The sequence below is a fragment of the Cytophaga aurantiaca DSM 3654 genome, from assembly GCF_000379725.1.
GTDB classification, from domain to species: domain Bacteria; phylum Bacteroidota; class Bacteroidia; order Cytophagales; family Cytophagaceae; genus Cytophaga; species Cytophaga aurantiaca.
The window spans coordinates 18,920-37,575 of record NZ_KB903664.1; the positions used below are offsets into that span (position 1 = coordinate 18,920).

The 18,656-nt window shown below is 38.8% G+C and carries 11 protein-coding genes; 4 read left to right on the forward strand and 7 right to left on the reverse strand.

Going from position 1 to position 18,656, the window contains the following annotated elements:
- The first annotated feature begins 17 nt into the window (after positions 1 to 17).
- Positions 18 to 2,696, forward strand: a complete 2,679-nt coding sequence (ligD, locus tag A3EE_RS0117075; protein ID WP_018344657.1) for a DNA ligase D — start codon at positions 18 to 20, stop codon at positions 2,694 to 2,696.
- Between the two features lie 134 nt (positions 2,697 to 2,830).
- Here ligD and A3EE_RS0117080 read toward each other — a convergent pair whose 3' ends face one another.
- Complete coding sequence (locus tag A3EE_RS0117080) at positions 2,831 to 4,969, reverse strand: catalase (protein ID WP_018344658.1); 2,139 nt, start codon at positions 4,967 to 4,969, stop codon at positions 2,831 to 2,833.
- Positions 4,970 to 5,119: 150 nt separating this feature from the next.
- Here A3EE_RS0117080 and A3EE_RS0117085 point away from each other — a divergent pair, with 150 nt between their 5' ends.
- Both A3EE_RS0117085 and A3EE_RS0117090 read left to right on the forward strand, forming a co-directional pair.
- Complete coding sequence (locus tag A3EE_RS0117085; protein WP_018344659.1) at positions 5,120 to 6,346, forward strand: DUF763 domain-containing protein; 1,227 nt, start codon at positions 5,120 to 5,122, stop codon at positions 6,344 to 6,346.
- Positions 6,347 to 6,487: 141 nt separating this feature from the next.
- Positions 6,488 to 7,003: a hypothetical protein gene (locus A3EE_RS0117090; RefSeq protein WP_157447083.1), complete on the forward strand. Its 516-nt coding sequence runs from the start codon at positions 6,488 to 6,490 to the stop codon at positions 7,001 to 7,003.
- A 78-nt stretch (positions 7,004 to 7,081) separates the two neighbouring features.
- Here the strand turns inward: A3EE_RS0117090 and prfB are convergent, their stop codons facing one another.
- The gene (gene prfB / locus A3EE_RS0117095; RefSeq protein ID WP_018344661.1) at positions 7,082 to 8,158 is read right to left on the reverse strand and encodes a peptide chain release factor 2; all 1,077 of its coding nucleotides are present in this window, start codon (positions 8,156 to 8,158) and stop codon (positions 7,082 to 7,084) included.
- A 213-nt stretch (positions 8,159 to 8,371) separates the two neighbouring features.
- Between prfB and A3EE_RS21525 the strand changes: the two genes are divergently transcribed.
- Positions 8,372 to 13,003 (forward strand): S8 family serine peptidase, encoded by a 4,632-nt coding sequence (locus A3EE_RS21525; protein WP_018344662.1) that lies wholly within the window; start codon positions 8,372 to 8,374, stop codon positions 13,001 to 13,003.
- 79 nt (positions 13,004 to 13,082) lie between these two features.
- On the opposite strand, the gene A3EE_RS0117105 is transcribed toward A3EE_RS21525, so the two are convergent.
- From A3EE_RS0117105 to A3EE_RS0117125, 5 genes are all read right to left on the reverse strand, one after another.
- On the reverse strand, positions 13,083 to 13,634 hold the full coding sequence (locus A3EE_RS0117105; protein WP_018344663.1) for a cob(I)yrinic acid a,c-diamide adenosyltransferase: 552 nt from the start codon (positions 13,632 to 13,634) through the stop codon (positions 13,083 to 13,085).
- Between the two features lie 51 nt (positions 13,635 to 13,685).
- Positions 13,686 to 16,682, reverse strand: coding sequence for a tetratricopeptide repeat protein (locus A3EE_RS0117110; RefSeq protein WP_018344664.1), 2,997 nt, complete (start codon positions 16,680 to 16,682; stop codon positions 13,686 to 13,688).
- Positions 16,683 to 16,800: 118 nt separating this feature from the next.
- Positions 16,801 to 17,088: an Asp-tRNA(Asn)/Glu-tRNA(Gln) amidotransferase subunit GatC gene (gene gatC, locus A3EE_RS0117115; protein WP_018344665.1), complete on the reverse strand. Its 288-nt coding sequence runs from the start codon at positions 17,086 to 17,088 to the stop codon at positions 16,801 to 16,803.
- A complete protein-coding gene (locus A3EE_RS0117120) occupies positions 17,085 to 17,846 on the reverse strand; it encodes a lysophospholipid acyltransferase family protein (RefSeq protein ID WP_245553858.1) in 762 nt (253 codons plus the stop codon). Before A3EE_RS0117120 ends, gatC begins: the two co-directional genes overlap by 4 nt.
- 123 nt (positions 17,847 to 17,969) lie before the next feature.
- Complete coding sequence (locus A3EE_RS0117125) at positions 17,970 to 18,524, reverse strand: NUDIX domain-containing protein (RefSeq protein WP_018344667.1); 555 nt, start codon at positions 18,522 to 18,524, stop codon at positions 17,970 to 17,972.
- Positions 18,525 to 18,656 lie beyond the last annotated feature (132 nt).

Genomic DNA, 18,656 nt, shown 5'->3' on the forward strand with positions numbered 1-18,656 from the left:
CTTAATCCTGGGATCTTATGGCTTTAGAAATCTATAAAGAAAAACGCAACTTTAAGAAAACACCCGAACCTGCAGGTAAGAAAAATGCAGCCGGTAGTGAATTGAAGTTTGTAATCCAGCGCCATGCAGCGTCTCATTTGCATTACGATTTCAGACTGGAGATGGAAGGTGTGTTAAAGAGTTGGGCAGTGCCGAAAGGTCCGTCGCTTAACCCGCAAGATAAAAGACTTGCAATGATGGTTGAAGATCATCCGTTTGCGTACCGCACTTTTGCCGGAGTTATTCCTGAAGGCAATTACGGCGCAGGTATCGTTGAGATATGGGACGAAGGCACCTATCATGCGATCGGGAGTGAAGACCGAAAGGAAAGTGAAAAAATGCTTTTAGCAGAATTAAAGAAAGGAAGCTTAAAGTTTGTCTTGCATGGTAAAAAATTAAAAGGCGAATTTGCCTTGGTGAAAATAAAAAATAACAATTTATCTAAAGACAATGCCTGGCTGTTGATCAAACACAAAGATGAATTCGCTACCGAAGAACAGTATAGCAGCGAAGAGCATGTGCCGGAAAATTCAAAGATCATAAAAAAAGATGCTGTTGCTAAAAAGACTGTTAAAGCTGTAAAGAAAACAGTAACGAAAGCAACAAAAGAAGCTGCGTCTTCTTCTAAAAAAAAAGCCCAGCCCAAAGTAAAAATAAAACAAGGTAAAGATCTGATACCGCATGAAGTAAAACCCATGCTGGCAAAATTAACAGATGGTCCGTTTGATTCTGAAGAATGGATCTTTGAAATTAAGTGGGACGGATATCGCGCCATTGCAGAGATAGAAAAGGGGAAAGTAAATCTCTATTCAAGAAATCTGATCTCCTTCAATCATAAATATAAATCGATAGTAAAAACACTTGAATCTTTCGGACACAATGTGGTGCTGGATGGAGAGATTGTTGTATTAAATGCAGACGGCACTTCAAGCTTTCAAATGCTACAGCAATACGACGAAAACCCTAGTCCGAATTTGTGTTATTGTGTGTTTGATATTTTGTACCTGGATGGAAATGATCTGCGGGATTTGCCTTTAACAGAACGTAAAAAAATACTAAAAGAAGTTTTACTTGATGTTTCTAATATTACATACAGCGATCATGTAGAGTCTGAAGGTGTCCGTTTTTTTGAATTGGCGAAAAAAAATAAGCTGGAAGGGATCATGGCGAAGAAGGCTGATAGCGCATATCGCATGGGATCACGTTCAGGTGAATGGCTTAAGATTAAAATCATTTCAGCGCAAGAAGCAATTATCTGTGGCTTTACAGCGCCCAGGAATTCGCGAAAAAGTTTTGGCGCATTGATCCTTGGTGTTTATGAAAAAGGAAGACTTGTTTACATCGGACATACCGGTGGCGGCTTTACAGAATCCTTGTTGTCGTCCACGTTAAAATTGATGAAGCCTTTGATTCAACCAGAATCTCCATTTGATGTAAAAATTAAAACCAACGAAAAAGTGACCTGGGTAAAACCACAGTTGGTTTGTGAGATTGCTTTTTCAGAATGGACGAGTGAAGGACATATGCGGCAGCCTATTTTTAAAGGCATGCGCATTGATAAAAAAGCTAAAGAAGTAACACGTGAATTGCCAGCAGTTGCAAAAATTCCGAAAGACACTATGGAAGCACAATCAAAAACGAAAAAAGCAACAAAGAAAAAATCAGTTGTTGCAAAAGCTATTTCTAAAAAAACATCGGCAGCTAAAAAAGTGGTTGAAAAATCAGAAGACGTAGATCATTCGAAAAAGGCTACCAGTACTGAGGTTAAAATTAACAAGCAGGTTTTAAAAATTACAAACCGATCAAAAGTCTATTGGCCGGAAGATGATTATACTAAAGGTGATCTGATCGATTACTACATGCAGATTTCTGATTATATTTTACCTTATCTGAAAGACCGTCCGGAGTCATTGAACCGCCATCCGAATGGTATCAATGGTTCCAGCTTTTATCAAAAAGACATGGCAGATAGTTTTCCGGATTGGATCGAATATAAGGAAGTTTATTCTGAGTCAAATGATAAAGACATTAGGTATATGGTTTGTCAGAATAAAGAGACCTTGATTTACATGGCCAATCTTGGCTGCATTGAGATCAATCCATGGAACTCACGTATCCAGAAAATAAAAAATCCGGATTACATTGTGATCGATCTGGACCCGAGCGATAACAATACGTTTGAAGAAGTGATAAAAACGGCATTGGTTGTTAAAAGAATATTGGATAAAGCGGGAGCGGATGCATATTGTAAAACATCCGGCGCAACAGGATTGCATATATACATTCCGTTGGGGGCAAAGTATACGTATGAACAAGGGAAAAACTTCGCACATATTATTGCGCAATTTGTACATGACGAGCTACCTGAACTTACGAGTCTGGTCCGTAATCCAAAGGAACGGACAAAGCAGATCTATGTGGATTATCTGCAGAACCGAAGTGGACAAACACTTGCAGCAGCATACAGTGTACGCCCAAAACCAGGCGCTACGGTTTCTACACCACTTGAATGGAGTGAAGTGAAGAAAGGCTTACACCCATCTAAATTCACTATAAAGACTATTTTTAAACGCCTGAAACAAAAAGGCGATTTGTTCAAAGGTATATTGGGCAAAGGAATTGACATGGAGAAGTGTTTGAAAAAGTTGGGAGCTTAAATTGAAATTCCAAATTCCAAAAAACAAATTTCAAACAGTAAAAGATATAAATGAACTTTGTATATCCACAGCTTAAAATTTTTTATGAATGGTAAAAATAAAGGCTGCAATTATATTGCAGCCTTTATTGATTTTTATACCAGTTCCTCGCGTTCCCAGAAACGGTGCTTGCCAAGGGCTTTGATGTAGGCTGTTGTATCTTTGTTCAACACTACACCTTCATCTAATTTTTTGCCAGCTTCTTTAACGATCTGTATAGATTGAATAAGTGCAGCACCCTCTTCTTCGCCGCCAATTACTTTACAATGTTTAAACGCATCTGTGATAAATTCAGCAACTTCTTTACTTTCTTTTAAATCTACAATGCCTTTTCCGGAAGGAATAAATACAGCGTCAAATAACACTGAAGCTGCGATCAGTAAACTTTGATCTACTTTTATTTTCTTACCTTCTTCAGATTTAATGAAGCCCAAATGTGGTGCGATGATTTTCACTACAGCACCCTTTTTCTCTAATGCATTTTTATAATTTACCAGCGAAGCGTTACACACACCATCTGCACAAATAAATGCAATCTGTTTTGTTTTAATAGAACTTGTTACCGTCGGGTTTTTAATGACGCTCAATGCATCTGAAGAAAGAGTTGTCTGTGGTATTGTCTTCGGTTCGTATTTTGTCGGATTGGCATCTGCACCTACGCCTTTATTCATAGGTATTTCCGGATTATGCACCGTTATGCCCAACCCTTGCGCAACTTTTTCTGCAAGTGTTGAATCTACTTGATTTAACAATGCCACCATGCGCACACGGATCACTTCGGTCTCTACTTTTCCTAATTCAAAACGAAGTGCTTTAATGATGTGATTTTTTTCAACGTCCGTCTGACTGTTAAAAAATAAGGTTGCCTGACTAAAATGATCTGAAAAACTTTCGCTACGGTCTCTCACTTTTTGTGCATCCACACGTTCATTGAAACTTACAAATCCACCTTCTTTCATTTTTGCCTGATACGGACAGCCGCCGCCCAATGAGTTTGGCTGGTAACTTACACGGCCGGTATTTATTTCCTGGCGCATGTGTCCGTCACGCTGGTTGTTGTGCATCGGCGCAACAGTACGGTTGATCGGGATCTCATGAAAGTTCGGACTTCCAAGACGTGATAGTTGTGTATCCGTATATGAAAATAATCTTCCCTGCAATAAGGGGTCGTTTGTGAAATCTATGCCCGGAACAAGATGGCCCGGATGGAATGCAACCTGTTCTGTTTCTGCGAAGAAATTATCCGGGTTGCGGTTCAGTACCATCTTACCGATTATGGTAACAGGTACTTCTTCTTCAGGTACAAGTTTGGTTGGATCTAAGAGATCGTATGTAAAATTAAATTCATCCGAGTCGGCGATTAATTGCACACCCAATTCCCACTCAGGAAAATTTCCTGTGTCAATTGCTTCCCACAAATCCTGACGGTGAAAATCGGAATTTTTACCGGAAATTTTCTGTGCTTCGTCCCACGTTACAGAATGCGTTCCTTGCAGCGGTTTCCAGTGGAACTTTACAAAGTGCGATTCATTTTTACTATTTATAAATCGGAACGTGTGTACGCCAAAACCTTCCATCATTCTTAAGCTACGCGGAATAGCACGATCAGACATGGCCCACATGATCATGTGCATGGATTCGGGCATGAGTGAAATAAAATCCCAGAAGGTATCATGTGCTGAAGCAGCTTGTGGCATTTCATGATGCGGCTCCGGCTTTACAGCATGGATCAGATCCGGAAACTTCATTGCATCCTGAATAAAAAATACAGGCATATTATTTCCTACCAGATCATAATTTCCTTCCTGTGTATAAAACTTAACAGAGAATCCGCGTACATCACGGGCAAGATCTGTAGAACCTCTTGAACCTGCAACGGTTGAGAAGCGTGTAAAAACAGGCGTCTTAATGGATGGATCTTGAAGGAAACCGGCTTTGGTATATTTTTCCATCGATTCGTACACCTGAAAATAACCATGCGCTGCTGAACCACGGGCATGAACAATACGCTCCGGAATACGTTCATGATCGAAATGCGTAATCTTTTCTCGCATGATAAAATCTTCGAGTAAGGAAGGCCCACGTTCGCCGGCTTTTAATGTATTGTTATCATCATTGATTCGAACTCCATGATCGGTTGTCATGAACTGATCGGTCGCGTCTGATGTGTTTCTTTGTAGATCCTGTAGCTTGGGATCTAAAGCCTCTCCGGTTTTTGAAGTGGATTTTTTCATAATAGCTGTTTGTCGTAAAAAGTATGTTCAGTATAGAATTTACATAATTGCTTTGGGAATTGGATTTTATTAAAAATATTTCTGAATACGCATGTAAAAAAAAACATAACTTATGTAACAAATAGAGATTGAATTTTGTTATTATAGTCCATGCCTAAGTTGTATTTCAATTCCAACACACGATACGCTGACCTGCCATTGCATTATGGCAAGGTGCCGCCGTGGCTTGCACAGCGCATGACGTTGTTGGGCGGTGCAATTATTGAATCCATCGTATTGGAGTACGGAAAATCGGCAGTGTTAAGTCGACTCAGTGATCCATTTTGGTTTCAGGCATTTGGCTGTGCGTTGGGTATGGATTGGCATTCTTCCGGAATTACTACGTCGGTGATGGGATCGTTGAAAGTAGCAGTGAATCCGAAATTCAAAGAGCTGGGAATTTATATTTGCGGTGGAAAAGGAAAACACTCCAGAAAGACTCCCGATGAATTATTGTTGCTGGCCGAACGCACCGGATTGAATGGAACAGAATTGGTGCGTTCCAGTAAGCTGTCTGCAAAGGTTGACAATACTGCCATACAGGATGGCTTTCAATTATACTTACACAGTTTTATTGTAACGGATGAAGGGGAGTGGGCTGTTGTACAACAAGGAATGAATGATGCTACAGGTATGGCGCGGCGTTATCATTGGCATTCTGAAAAGGTAAATTCTTTTGTAGAAGCACCGCATACATTTATTTACGGACAAAATCAGGGGCCGATTTTAAATCTTGTAGATACAGAAGCTGTGTCTGCAAAGACGGGCATACTGGATATTATAAAAGAACGCCCTTCACTGATCTTACCGGAGATACAAAAGATTGTGATGCCACGCCATCATGAGGTTCGTGCTTCGAATGTAAATTTAAAACGTCTTGGTGCAGTGCTTGCTCTTGCACATGAAAGTGATCTGAATAATTTTGAATCCTTGCTTTTACTGGAAGGTGTCGGTCCGCGTACGATACAATCGCTGGCGTTGGTAAGTGAAGTCATTCATGGAACACCATCGCGTTTTAGCGATCCTGCTCGTTTCTCTTTTGCATATGGGGGAAAGGACGGACATCCGTTTCCAGTGCCCACAAAAGTATACGATGAAACCATTAACATTCTCCGCACTTCTGTAGAAAAAGCCAAGCTTGGAGATAGCGATAAACAGCAGGCAATTAAAAATCTTACGATTGCTGCACAACAGATGGAAAAAGGTTTTGAGCCCGATGCTAATGCGTTTAATCGGGTGATTGCTAAAGAGCGTGCCGAATCCTATAAGCACGGTGGACGGACAGTTTTTGGAAAAGCAAAACCACCGAAAGATGATGGTCAGTTGAATTTGTTTTGAATTATTCAGATCAGAAATAAAATTTTACTTATAGGTAGTTTAAATCCTAAATTAACGATACTTAATCTTTAATTCGTCATAGAATAATTTTAAAGTTTGATTTATATTTAGTTATTCCAATCACTTAAATATATTTTAATTATGAATAAGAACAGTTTTTTAATTCTTGTAGTGCTTTTTTTTAGTTCAATAATGAATACGTATGCAAATGAAAACGATACAATCGAAGTATTTAAAAAGAGCATAGATAGCTTGCTTGTATCCTTTCGAAGCAATCCTTCGAATCTGAAAATTAAAAAGCAACTGGGAGGGCGCAAGATTAAAATTAAAGGCACATTTGATAATGGAACAAAGTATTTTAAACAGAAAATAAAATACAACGGAGGCGTTAAAAAAGAATCGATTAAGGTATTTTATAAGCAGTACAAAAAAAATCAACTCTTATTAATGAAGGTTGTTTGTATAAATGATCAATATTTTTTTCTTCATAAAATCAATTATAGATCGCTGGAATTTGCCAAAAAATATACGGAAGAGACGTATGCAGCAAAAGGCATTTATAAAAGAGTGGAGTATGATGCAAATAAAAAGATCTCTAAGCGTTTTTATTTATGGTCCATGCTGACTCCAGATGAAAGAAAAAAACTTCAGGAATAATGCTTCAGATAAAATAAAAAATCCCATCACGCGAATTTGCGGGATGGGATTTTTTATTTTATCTCAATGATCAATATTTTATTTCATCAACAAATATGCTTTGATATACTCATTCAAATCCCCTGCAAGTACGTTATCTACATCGGTACGTTCAACACCCGTGCGCACGTCTTTGATTAATTTATATGGGAACAAAACATAGTTACGGATCTGAGAACCGAAATCGATTTTCTTTTTTGTTCCTTCAACGGCAGCTTTTGCTTCGTTGCGTTTATCTATTTCTATTTGATACAAACGCGACTTTAATAATTTCAACGCTTTGTCCTTATTCATAATTTGAGAACGTTCCTGTTGACATTCGATGATCAATCCGGATGGTTTGTGTTTTAAACGTACCGCAGTTTCAACCTTGTTTACGTTTTGTCCACCAGCACCACCAGCTCTATACGTGTCCCATTCAATATCGCCCATGTTGATCTCGATGTTAATCGTTTCATCAACTTCCGGATACACATATACAGAGGCAAACGATGTTTGTCTTTTACCATCGGCATTGAACGGAGAGTCCCGCACCAAGCGGTGAACACCGATTTCAGATTTTAAATTTCCGTAAGCAAATTGTCCTTCAATACCAAGAGACGCAAATTTAATACCTGCAACTTCACCCGGCTGATTTACAATTTCACGTACGGTGTATCCGTTCTTTTCGCCCCACATGATGTACATTCGCATCAGCATATCTGCCCAGTCATTGCTTTCTGTTCCGCCCGCACCAGGGTTGATCTCAAGTACGGCACTTAACTGATCTTCTTCTGCACTCAGCATTTTTTTGAATTCAAGCTCTTCCAGAACTTTTGCAACAATTGCAAATTCCGCGTCCATCTCTTTGTCATCGATGTCGCCGGCCTGATAAAATTCATTTAATGCTTCAAGGTCGCCAAGTTTGGTAACGAGTGCATCGTATGGATCGGTCCATACTTTTTTATTTTTTATACTTCTAAGAATTTTTTCAGCTTCTTTTGAATCATCCCAAAATGTAGGCGCTAGCGATAATTCCTGCTCTGCTTTTATTTCCTCCATTTTAGAATCATAGCCAAGATATCCTCTTAAAGCGAGAATGTCTGCTTTTAAATTCTTTAGTTGGTCGTTGGTCATGGATTGGTTAATCTGAATATAATGATAAAGATAAGGAAAAGATTGGAGTTCGCTGTTATGTTCATTGGATAGAATACCTTTTAAAATACCTATTTGTAGTGATGATAAGGTACATTGGTTTTGAGTTAATTCTTGGTAAATTTGTTTGCAGAAATACTCTTTCCTGTAGTTTTACATTCTTCAGCTATTTTACATTTTAATAATTGATAATCAATGCGTTTAATTCTAATTCCAATGTGGGTGATGTTGTTTTTTATAACACATCTTTCATTCGGACAATCATCTTTTTCCGAGACAAAATTTGAACCCAATACCATTTTTGTAAAAATAAAAGATGCGAGCAATGAACGTATTTTATATTCGAATACCAATAAGGAAATTGCACTTAAGGAAATCGCACTCAATCCGGAACTGAAAAAAATCATTCAAACATATAAAATCAGTTTGATAAGTCCGGCATTTCAAACTACACAAAAAACGGATGCACGGTTAAAGCGTGTATATACCGTATCGTTTCCTATAGCTACTCAACGCGAGGCAATCATGAGTGCATTGCGTAGATTGTCTTTTGTTGAGTATACGGAAATAATTCCGGTCTATGAGATTTTTTTCACGCCGAATGATTTAAATCCGCAACAATGGAATCTTCCCAAAATTAATGCTTCGGGTGCATGGGATTTATCTACAGGTGGCGGAAAAGTTATTGCTATTGTTGATGATGCATGCCGGTTAACGCATGAAGACTTAGCGGCAAATATCTGGAATAATCCGTTAGAAATTGCGGGTAATGGAATAGATGATGATGGCAACGGATACATAGATGATGTGCACGGCTATGATGTTGCCGATAGCGATAACGATCCGATGGTTCCGGCTTCCGCAACAAACTCGGAGTTTACACATGGTACGCATTGCAGCGGTATTGCAGCTGGAGTAAGTAATAACGGAAAAGGGATTGCTTCAATCAGCTACAGCAATAAAATCATGGCTGTAAAATGTAAGCAGAGTTCTGATCTTGGAGGTTCCTTACCTTATGCCTACAGCGGACTGGCATATGCGATTCAAACACATGCGGATGTTATTAGTATGTCCTGGGGAGGATATTCGTATTCGGCTACGTATCAATTGTTGTTTGATGTAGCGTATGATGCAGGTATCGTATGTGTGGCCGCTGCCGGTAACAGCAATACAGATGTGCCTATGTATCCTGCTTCATACAATCACGTGATCAGTGTAGCAGCTACGGATCAAAACGATGCAAGAGCTTCTTTTTCGAATTATGGCAGTACAGTTGATGTAAGTGCTCCGGGAGTTGACATTTACAGTACTTTGGCCGGAAGCGATAATTCTTATGGCATGTTGAGCGGTACTTCCATGGCGTGCCCCTTGGTTTCTGGCTTGTGTGCGTTAATGCTTTCATACAATCCGTTGCTTACTCCGGATGAATTGGAAAAATGTTTAAAAAATAATGCAGACAATATCGATAATCTCAATCCGAGTTTCATAGGCACATTGGGTGCAGGAAGAATTAATGCGTACAAAACAATGTTGTGTTTGCAGAAGACACCAACAGCTGCATTCAAATCGGATAAGCAACTGGTGTGTCCGGGTCAAACAGTTACGTATACTGACATGAGTGCATTGGGTTCTAATTCAGGTGTAACCTGGAGTTGGTCTTTTCCGGGTGGTACTCCTGCAACAAGTTCAGCTCAAAATCCAACGGTGGTATACAATACTGCAGGTGTATATACAGCTACATTAACTGTTACGAACACTTTTGGTAATAGTGTAGAAACAAAGACGAACTATATTACTGTAAATGCATTGACAGCAATACTTTCAGGTACAGCATCTATTCCTCCCGGCGGGAATGCATTGTTGAAAGTTGATTTTTCAAATTTGGCAGGGCCTTATTCCATTACATATACAGATGGAACGACTTCTATTACGAAAAATAACATCACAATCAATCCATATTATTTTTCAGTTACTCCGACCACAACCTCTACGTATACCTTGACAGCTGTAAGTTCAGCAAATTGTACAGGTACGTTTAGCGGCAGTGCTGTTGTGAGCATTGATGGGTTTGCAAGTACAAATTGTTCCGGTGTTTCTTCAATAATGTTTGAACGGGCATATGGAACTTCTGGAAATGAGTTTGGAAATAATCTTATACAATCGAATACCGGAGAAAATTATTTGATTGGAATGAACAATGCAAATACAACATCTGCTAATTTTTCAATTTCAAAATTGAATGCTTCTTGGGATGTTACTTGGACAAAATCGATTGGAACTACTGCAACTGAATATATTTATAATAGTGTAAAATCCACAGATGGAAATATGATGCTTTGTGGTACAACCGTAGCTGCAAATGGGTTTCTTGATGCATATGTGGCAAAAGTTGATTTTGACGGAAATATAATCTGGAGCAAAACATATGGTGCTGCTAATAATGAATATGCTTTTTCAATACAGAATACTTCTGACGGTGGTTATATAATTACTGGCCGAGCAGAATCTTGGGCTTCAGGGATATCTGCTCTTGATTCTTATATAATTAAAATTGATGCAAATGGGGGGCTTCAATGGAGTAAAGCGTTTGGGAAACAAGGGAATGATTATTCATTCACATGTTTTCAAACGGCTGATGGTGGCTATATAACAGGTTCTGCAAGTCAACGCGTTAACAATACGAATTATGATTATTTGATAACTAAATTTGATGCATCCGGCACTATTATTTGGTCTAAATATTACGGTTCGCTTGAGGATGATGGTCCTAGAAAGCTCATTGTAACTTCAGATGGAGGATATTTAATTGGAGGTCAATCTCGATATCGAAACTCAACTCCGGATGCAATGGTTACAAAGTTAGATGCGTCAGGCAATTTACTCTGGACGCAAGTATTTGGTGGGAATGGCGGTGACGATGTCAACCTGTTGGCTGAAGGTGCAGACGGTAATTATCTTGTAGTTGGAACTACTGACAGTTATGGCGCAGGTTTGAGAGATGTATACTTTAATAAGTTTGATACTAATGGAAATTTGTTATGGAGTAAAATAAATGGAGGTACAGGGGATGAGTATCTGTCATCCTTTGGTACTATAGTAAATACAGCTGATAATGGTTATGCATTCGTGGCAACAACAACATCATTTGGAGCAGGAAATGCAGATATGTATTTGATTAAAACAGATTGCAATGGAAGTACAAACTGTTCAAGTGAAGATATTGTGTTTCAAAAATATCCACCAACCGTATCATTGGTTACAGTTACTCCCGTAAGCCAAAATGCGCCCGGTAGTGGAACACCTGTTTCATCCAGCACAGCTGTTAGCATAACCAACAAGCCTTTTTGCGTTGAATCAACTTGTACAATAAATGCAGATTTCTATGCAAGTGATACAACAATCTGTAAAGGTACTGCGATAACGTTCACCAGTACATCAACGGGTGCAACGTCCTATAAGTGGTATCTCAACGATGCATTAATTGGACAGAACGCTACACTTACTCATACATTTTCAACAGAAGGAGATTATAAAATAATACTTGAGGTTTCGAATGCAAATTGCAGCGATATTGATACGCTGATTATTTCTGTTAAACCCAATCCGCAACTTATCGTTTCGAGTGATACAACGATCTGTAAAACTACGTGGGCAAATCTTCGGGTATCTGGTGCTTTAACATATCAATGGCTTAACCCAACGAACTTGTCATGCAGCACATGTCCCAATCCTACTGCCACACCACCATCTGACAGATACTATGTAGTAATAGGTACAGATGGATATGGGTGTCAAAGTAAAGATACGATCCGCATTAAAACGAGATGTTGTCTGGTTGGTAACATACCTAGTCCGGCTGCGAATGTTATGCCATCCGATTCAATTATCTGCTTAAATGAATCGGTTACATTCATTGTTGGATATACTGGAGATGTAGTTGTCCCTTCATGGGATTTTGGACCGGCTGCAACACCACGATATTCAACGGGAGATGTCTTTCCTATAACTGTTCGATATTCGCAATCCGGCCACTGGCCTGCCAAATTAGTTGTGACAGATAATTGCGGGAAGGATTCCGTTATTACATACATCAATGTTTTCAATCCGCCTGTAGTAGATGCATATCCGGATGTATATGTATGTTCCCCAATAAATCAGATTAAGTTTGATATTACACCTATATCAGATTATGATTATAGCTGGATACCAACATTTGGACTTTCTGATCCAACGATTTCAAATCCTACAGTGTCGTTAACAGACACGTCGATTGTGTATACACGTACAATTACAGATAATAATACAGGATGTGCAACAACAGATGCTGTAAAGGTATCTTCTCATACGGGTTATAAAATTCAGGCTATGAATGACACAACGATTCTGCTTGGAAAAGAAGTTACCTTGAAAGCCTGCTGCACAGATTACACCTGGACTCCTTCAACCTATCTGGATAATCCGAATGCAAAGAATCCGCACGCAAGACCGGTTGAGAGTATGTGGTATTACGTTCAAGGGGTTGATTCTATTGGCTGTATAGCAAGAGATTCAGTTTTGATTATAGTAAAAATACCGGAACCGTTTATTCCGAATCTGATTACGCCGAATGGAGATCAATCAAATGATACATTTGAAATTAAAAATATCTGTTCCGGGTCACGTGTTGAAATATACAATCGTTGGGGAAATCTGGTATTCAAATCCGAAGATTATAAAAATGATTGGGATGCGAAAAAAGATTCAGATGGCATGTATTACATTATGTTCCAAAGTGGCTGCGACGGAAAGATCTATAAGAGCTGGCTGCAGGTGTTAGGAAGCAATTAAAAAAGCTTAATGCGAAGAGCTTAAAATAAAAAGGGTTCAAACATGTCATTATGTTTGAACCCTTTTTATTACTGACCACTTACTTCTCCGGTATCCAGTACACTTCCTCTACACCAAAGTCTTTGGCCAGTTTGCGCGATACCACAAATAAGTAATCGGATAAACGGTTTAAGTAGGGAAGGATGATCGGATGAACAGCTTCGTTTTCATTTAATAAAACAACCTGACGTTCTGCTCTTCTGCATACGGTTCTGCAGAGATGGGCCATCGCAACAGATTTATGACCTCCAGGTAATACAAAGTATTTTTGTTCAGGTAAGACCGCCTGCATCGCATCGATCGCTTGTTCCAGCTGTTGTATGTGAGCCTCTTTCAAGTCTGGCGCATACAGTTGCTGCTTATCCTGTTCGGTTGCTAAGGAAGCACCCAGTTCAAAAATTTTATATTGAACCGTTTTTAATAATTCTTTTTGATCTGAATTTTCTGGAAGCTCTTCAATCAACAAACCTATACAACTATTTAATTCATCGGTACTGCCGTATGCTTCAATACGCTCGTGATATTTCGCAACGCGTGTTCCGCCAAGCAAAGACGTTTTACCTTTATCGCCACCTTTTGTATATATTTTCATATTGATAGAAATGTGGTTGAGTTGTTGTGAATGTAAAAGTACGACTAGTAACTATTCAACCGGAGTCGCGAAGAATCTGCTTTTGATCGCAGCGATTTCTGAGTCACTAAGTTTTGATTGAATTTCATTTAACTCAACTTCTGCAGATTTAAATAAACCCAGACGAAGACAAGCATCTATATACGCTAAGCTTAAAGGTTTGGAATAGGAAATGAAACGCTTGGCTGCAACAAGTTTTTCAGCTGCTTCAAATTCACCGGTAGTACGTGCGATGTAATTTGAATAATCAATTTGAACGTTCACATCATAGCCCACGCTATTGATGGCTTTTTGGTAATAACTTAATGCTTGTGCGCTGTCTTTCCCAAACTCTAAACTGCGTGCGGTAAAGTAATCGATGTAGCCCAGATCCTGAGCAAGCAAGACTGTTGATTTTAATTCAGTAGCTAAGACATCCCATTGTTTCAAACCATTGATGATCTTTAGTTTTTCTAAATTTGCCTGAGCAATTATTTCTTCCGAAACATCATTACTTTTTTTCATCGCATTCCATACAACCATCGCTGCTTCGTATTGGTGCTGATTATTTAATTGTTTGATGCGTTCGATATCTAATAATACAGATTGAATCGGATCCTGAATATTGTTTTTAAAAGATGAAAACTCTCCTGTACTTAATGTGTGATAATGCAGACATTGAACTTTTTGCTGATCGCTTAGCGAAGTGTAGTTTGCCACAGATGGCTGCTGCATTGATGCCTGAAGTGTTTTAGCCATCTCTGCAATTTCCGGACGTAAACTTTTTGTGAGTGCTTCGATAAACGGTGTTACATCTTTCGCATTACCGTATTCGGCAGCAGCCAGACATTTATATGCAACCAGACGCTGATCCGGATGAGATATAAGCAAGCTGTATGTTGTGTATGCTTGTTCGTACAAACCTGATTTTAATTGCCAGTTGGCAAGTGTAATGATATAAAGCGGTGCATGTTCTTCATCAATGATCTGTTGCAGCAATTCAAGAGCTTGTCCAACGTTGGTTTTAGAGAAATAAAGATGTGTTGCTTTTGCATACAGCAAGTCGCCTCTGTAATGCTCGTTGCTTGGATATGTACTGAAGCGCTGCAACATTGCATCCAAAACGGTATCTGTTACAGAAAGTTTATTGAATGTATAGTTGTACAGATACGTGAAGGCGTCTGCTGTGAGTAAGGTATCGGAGATAAAGTGTTCAGGCAATGCTGCAGATGCGGATTTTCCCTGCAGGGTTGCGATGGCAATTTTATTTCCTAAATAGGTATCTGAAGCAGTTGGTTTTTCATTTTTTAAAATCGTAGCGCATTCCTCAAATTTTCCTCTTGAACCGAAGTATACCAATAAGTTTGATGATGGAAGATCATCTTCGGTATGCGTAGCAGCTTTGTTAAAGAAATAAACAGCAGAATCGGATGTTGCGAATTTCGTATAGAGGTATCCAAGGTTATTTAACAAATGCGGATCATTTGGATATACTTTCAATCCATCCTGCAGCATAAACATAGCAGGGAACAATTGATTGTTGTCTAAATAAAATGCACTGATATTGGCATAAGCATAAGGCGTAGGATTTTTCGTCAGACTGCTTTCGTAATATTGAAAGGCTTGAATTTTATTGTCGCGTTGTTCGTAAAATTTACTTAATGAATAACTCGAACGTTGATTCTGAAATTCATGCGACCACGCTTCTTTGTAAAACGATTCAGCCAGTTCATCCTGTTCGGTATACAGATACACGTCTGCAATGTTATTGTAATACGCTGCTTTACTGCTGCTGAAAACAAAACGGTTTGTAGCGAATACAAAATACATGATGATTGCCCAGCCCAAACTTCTTGCAACAAAGAAAGGAACCTGATATGTAACGTAAAACTGTTTGTAAACCTCTTCCTGCTTTTTGTATTTGGTCCAGAAATTTGAAATTACGTAAACAAAAATAGCCAGGCCCATACCGATCTGTATATAGAGCGCACAGTATTCCAGCGTAGTGATCAACGCATCGTTGGCAGTTGCATATCCGAAGGCGATGGTGGTGAAGGTAATAATGCCTAACACCAAATAGAGTATCGCACCAAGGGGTTTAAAAGGAATAGAATCTTTAACACTCTGTTTCATTTCGAACATCCAGATTCCAAGGATGCCGGATATGATTAAGACCACTAAAGGCTGTACCAATAACAAGCCCATGTCTTTTATAAATGCGGGTTTGTAATACACGCAGTATAAGTTTGCAATGTAAAGAGAACCGATGGCGATAAAGCTCCAGATGGAATTTCCCTTTGGCTTAAAATCAGATTTTCCATACGAGGTCAATACAACAACAAATTGCAAAATGTCATATCCTACGATAAACATAAACAGAATACATACAATGATCGGAATGGTGATGGCATAATGTGATACATACAATAGAGGAGCATTCACTGTACTGAAGAAGTACATGCTGCTTACGATAAGGATCGTGGCTGCTGTAAGTGCAAGCAGTCTTGTAAATAAACCAATGTTTTTTCCGAAGGCATTGAAGTAATAGGTTAAGCCACCATAGATCAGAATGATTGCAACTGTTGGAAGGCGGTTATATAGCCCAAAGATTCCCAGCAGTTCGGTATTCATACTTACGATAAAAAATAAGAACAGCGCCATGCCAAGGATGTACATCCAAAGATCGAGGTAGCTTATCACCATTAAGAAGCATACAAATGCAATAAGAACGACAGCCAAAAAAGTATACGAGATCCATGGATGAATGCTTACATCGTTTGATGTGTAACGTTTGAGCAATAAAAATTGCTCGCTTTCCTGAGGAATCTCAAATTGATTAATCGTAAATGTATCCAGACTTAAGGCAAGTGATTTCCATTCGCCAGTACTGTCCCATCCAATCGTATATAGATCACCATATGCATAGGCGATACCAACCGCAGCGATGCTCGCAAAAAATAAAATTAAAAGGGCTACGTAGAATGCTTTATAAGAGCTTTTCCACTGTAGCCAAAAGAATAAATCATTCATAGATAGTTACTAGTTTCTAGTTGCCAGTTTCCAGACAAAGAAAACTAGCAACTAATATATTAATTATAGTATTGTATGTTGTTTTCTAGTCTAGTAACTAGTTACTAGTACCTGGCAACTACGAAAGGAATTTTGGTACTCTGAAATAATCCGAATCTTTCTTAGGAGCATTGCGCAATGCTTCTTCGTGACTGATGGTTACTTTGTCAATGTCTTCGCGTAGCACATTTAATTCTGCACTCATGTGAACCAATGGTTTTACATTGTCTGTATCCACTTCATTCAACTTATCGATCCAGGAAAGAATTTTATTGAAGTCTGTAGAGAAATTCTCTAACGACTTATCATCAAATTCAAGACGCGCCAGGTGCGCAATCTTACCAATTGTTTTAGCATCTAAATTCATACTTTTACTTTTTCGTTATATATCTCCGGAAAATGTTTTTTTAATTCAGCAGCAATTACTTGCTTGGTTTTTTCTTTCAGCAGATCCACATCATCCATGGTTAAGCCGGTTGTTTCGATTGGTTCATGAATAACTGTTTTCATCAGTCTTCTGCGAGGAACGTATTTTCCATCGTCCGGAAGGATCAGCCAGTTATTTAGAATCGTCATCGGTACAATGGCAACTTGTTTTTCAATTGCTATTCTGAATGCTCCGTCTTTAAACTCCATTAATACGGGAGCATGATTTTTAGAAATGGTACCTTCAGGGAAAATTGCAAGGTTGTAACCCAGATCAATTTTCTGCATGGATTGTACAACTGTTTCGTATTTACTTTTAGAACTTTTTCTGTCTACCGATACATACAAATTGCGGAACATGTAGCCGAATAGTGGTACTCTTCCTAAAGAAGATTTTCCTATGAATACATTATAGCCCGGCAATGCGTAGCACATCGTTGGAATATCAAGGTATGATGTATGGTTGGCACAGTAGATATACTGTTTTTTCTTATTTACTTTAAATCTCCATTCAACTTTAGTTGGCAGAAAACAGAAAAGAAAAACAGTATGTGCCCAGATCTTATTCAGAAAGTGTCCGTATTTTTTCCATGATTCGCGCTGAACAGATATGCAAAAAGGAATATACAAACAGGCAAATACAACAACAAAACTGGTCCACACCCAGACCATGTATATTTTTTCAATTAGTTTATTCATTTTATTTTAGTTTCCAGGTGCGAGTTGCTAGTTCCTAGAAAATCGCTACAACACCTATCTGCCGTTGTTAATTATCGTTATGGTGAATTACCAGTTATGATTTTTTGATCTAGAAGCTAGTGCCTAGTGACTAGAAACTAAAATCGATGCTTTCAATAAACCGGCCATGCTCAAACTGTCTGTTATCTCGCCGCTCATTACCATTGCCACAGCATCTTTCAAAGATACTCTTTTTATAATTAATTGTTCAGTATCTTCGGGGTTGCTTGGGCCTGGAGTCAGATCGGTTGCTAGAAAAAGAAAGCCTTCTTCATCTGTAACAGAATTGGATGTGTGAATACGGCCTAAGTCTTGCCAAGTAGCTGCTTTTAAGCCGGTTTCTTCTTCTAATTCACGCTTGGCTGTTTCCAGAGGCGTTTCATTCATAGGACCGCCGCCTTCCGGAATTTCCCAGGTATACTCATTCAAGGTATATCTGAATTGACCAACCAAATAGGTATATCCGTCTGAATCAATAGGAACAACGCCGATTGCACGGTTTTTAAAAGAAACTACTCCATAAATACCCGGAGTACCATTGGGTTTCAACACATCTTCTTCGCGCACAGAGATCCATGGATTATCATAGATTTCGCGGGAGCGGAGTGTTTTCCAGGGATTTTCAAATTCGGTCGACATACTAGGGATTTATACTGCAAATTACGAACAAAAGAGCAGTTGAAAAAGACAATAAAACATTAAAAATTCTACTATTCGTACCAAATGGCAGCAGGCAGATTGATTTTTTTGCACATAGTGCCTTTGCTCATT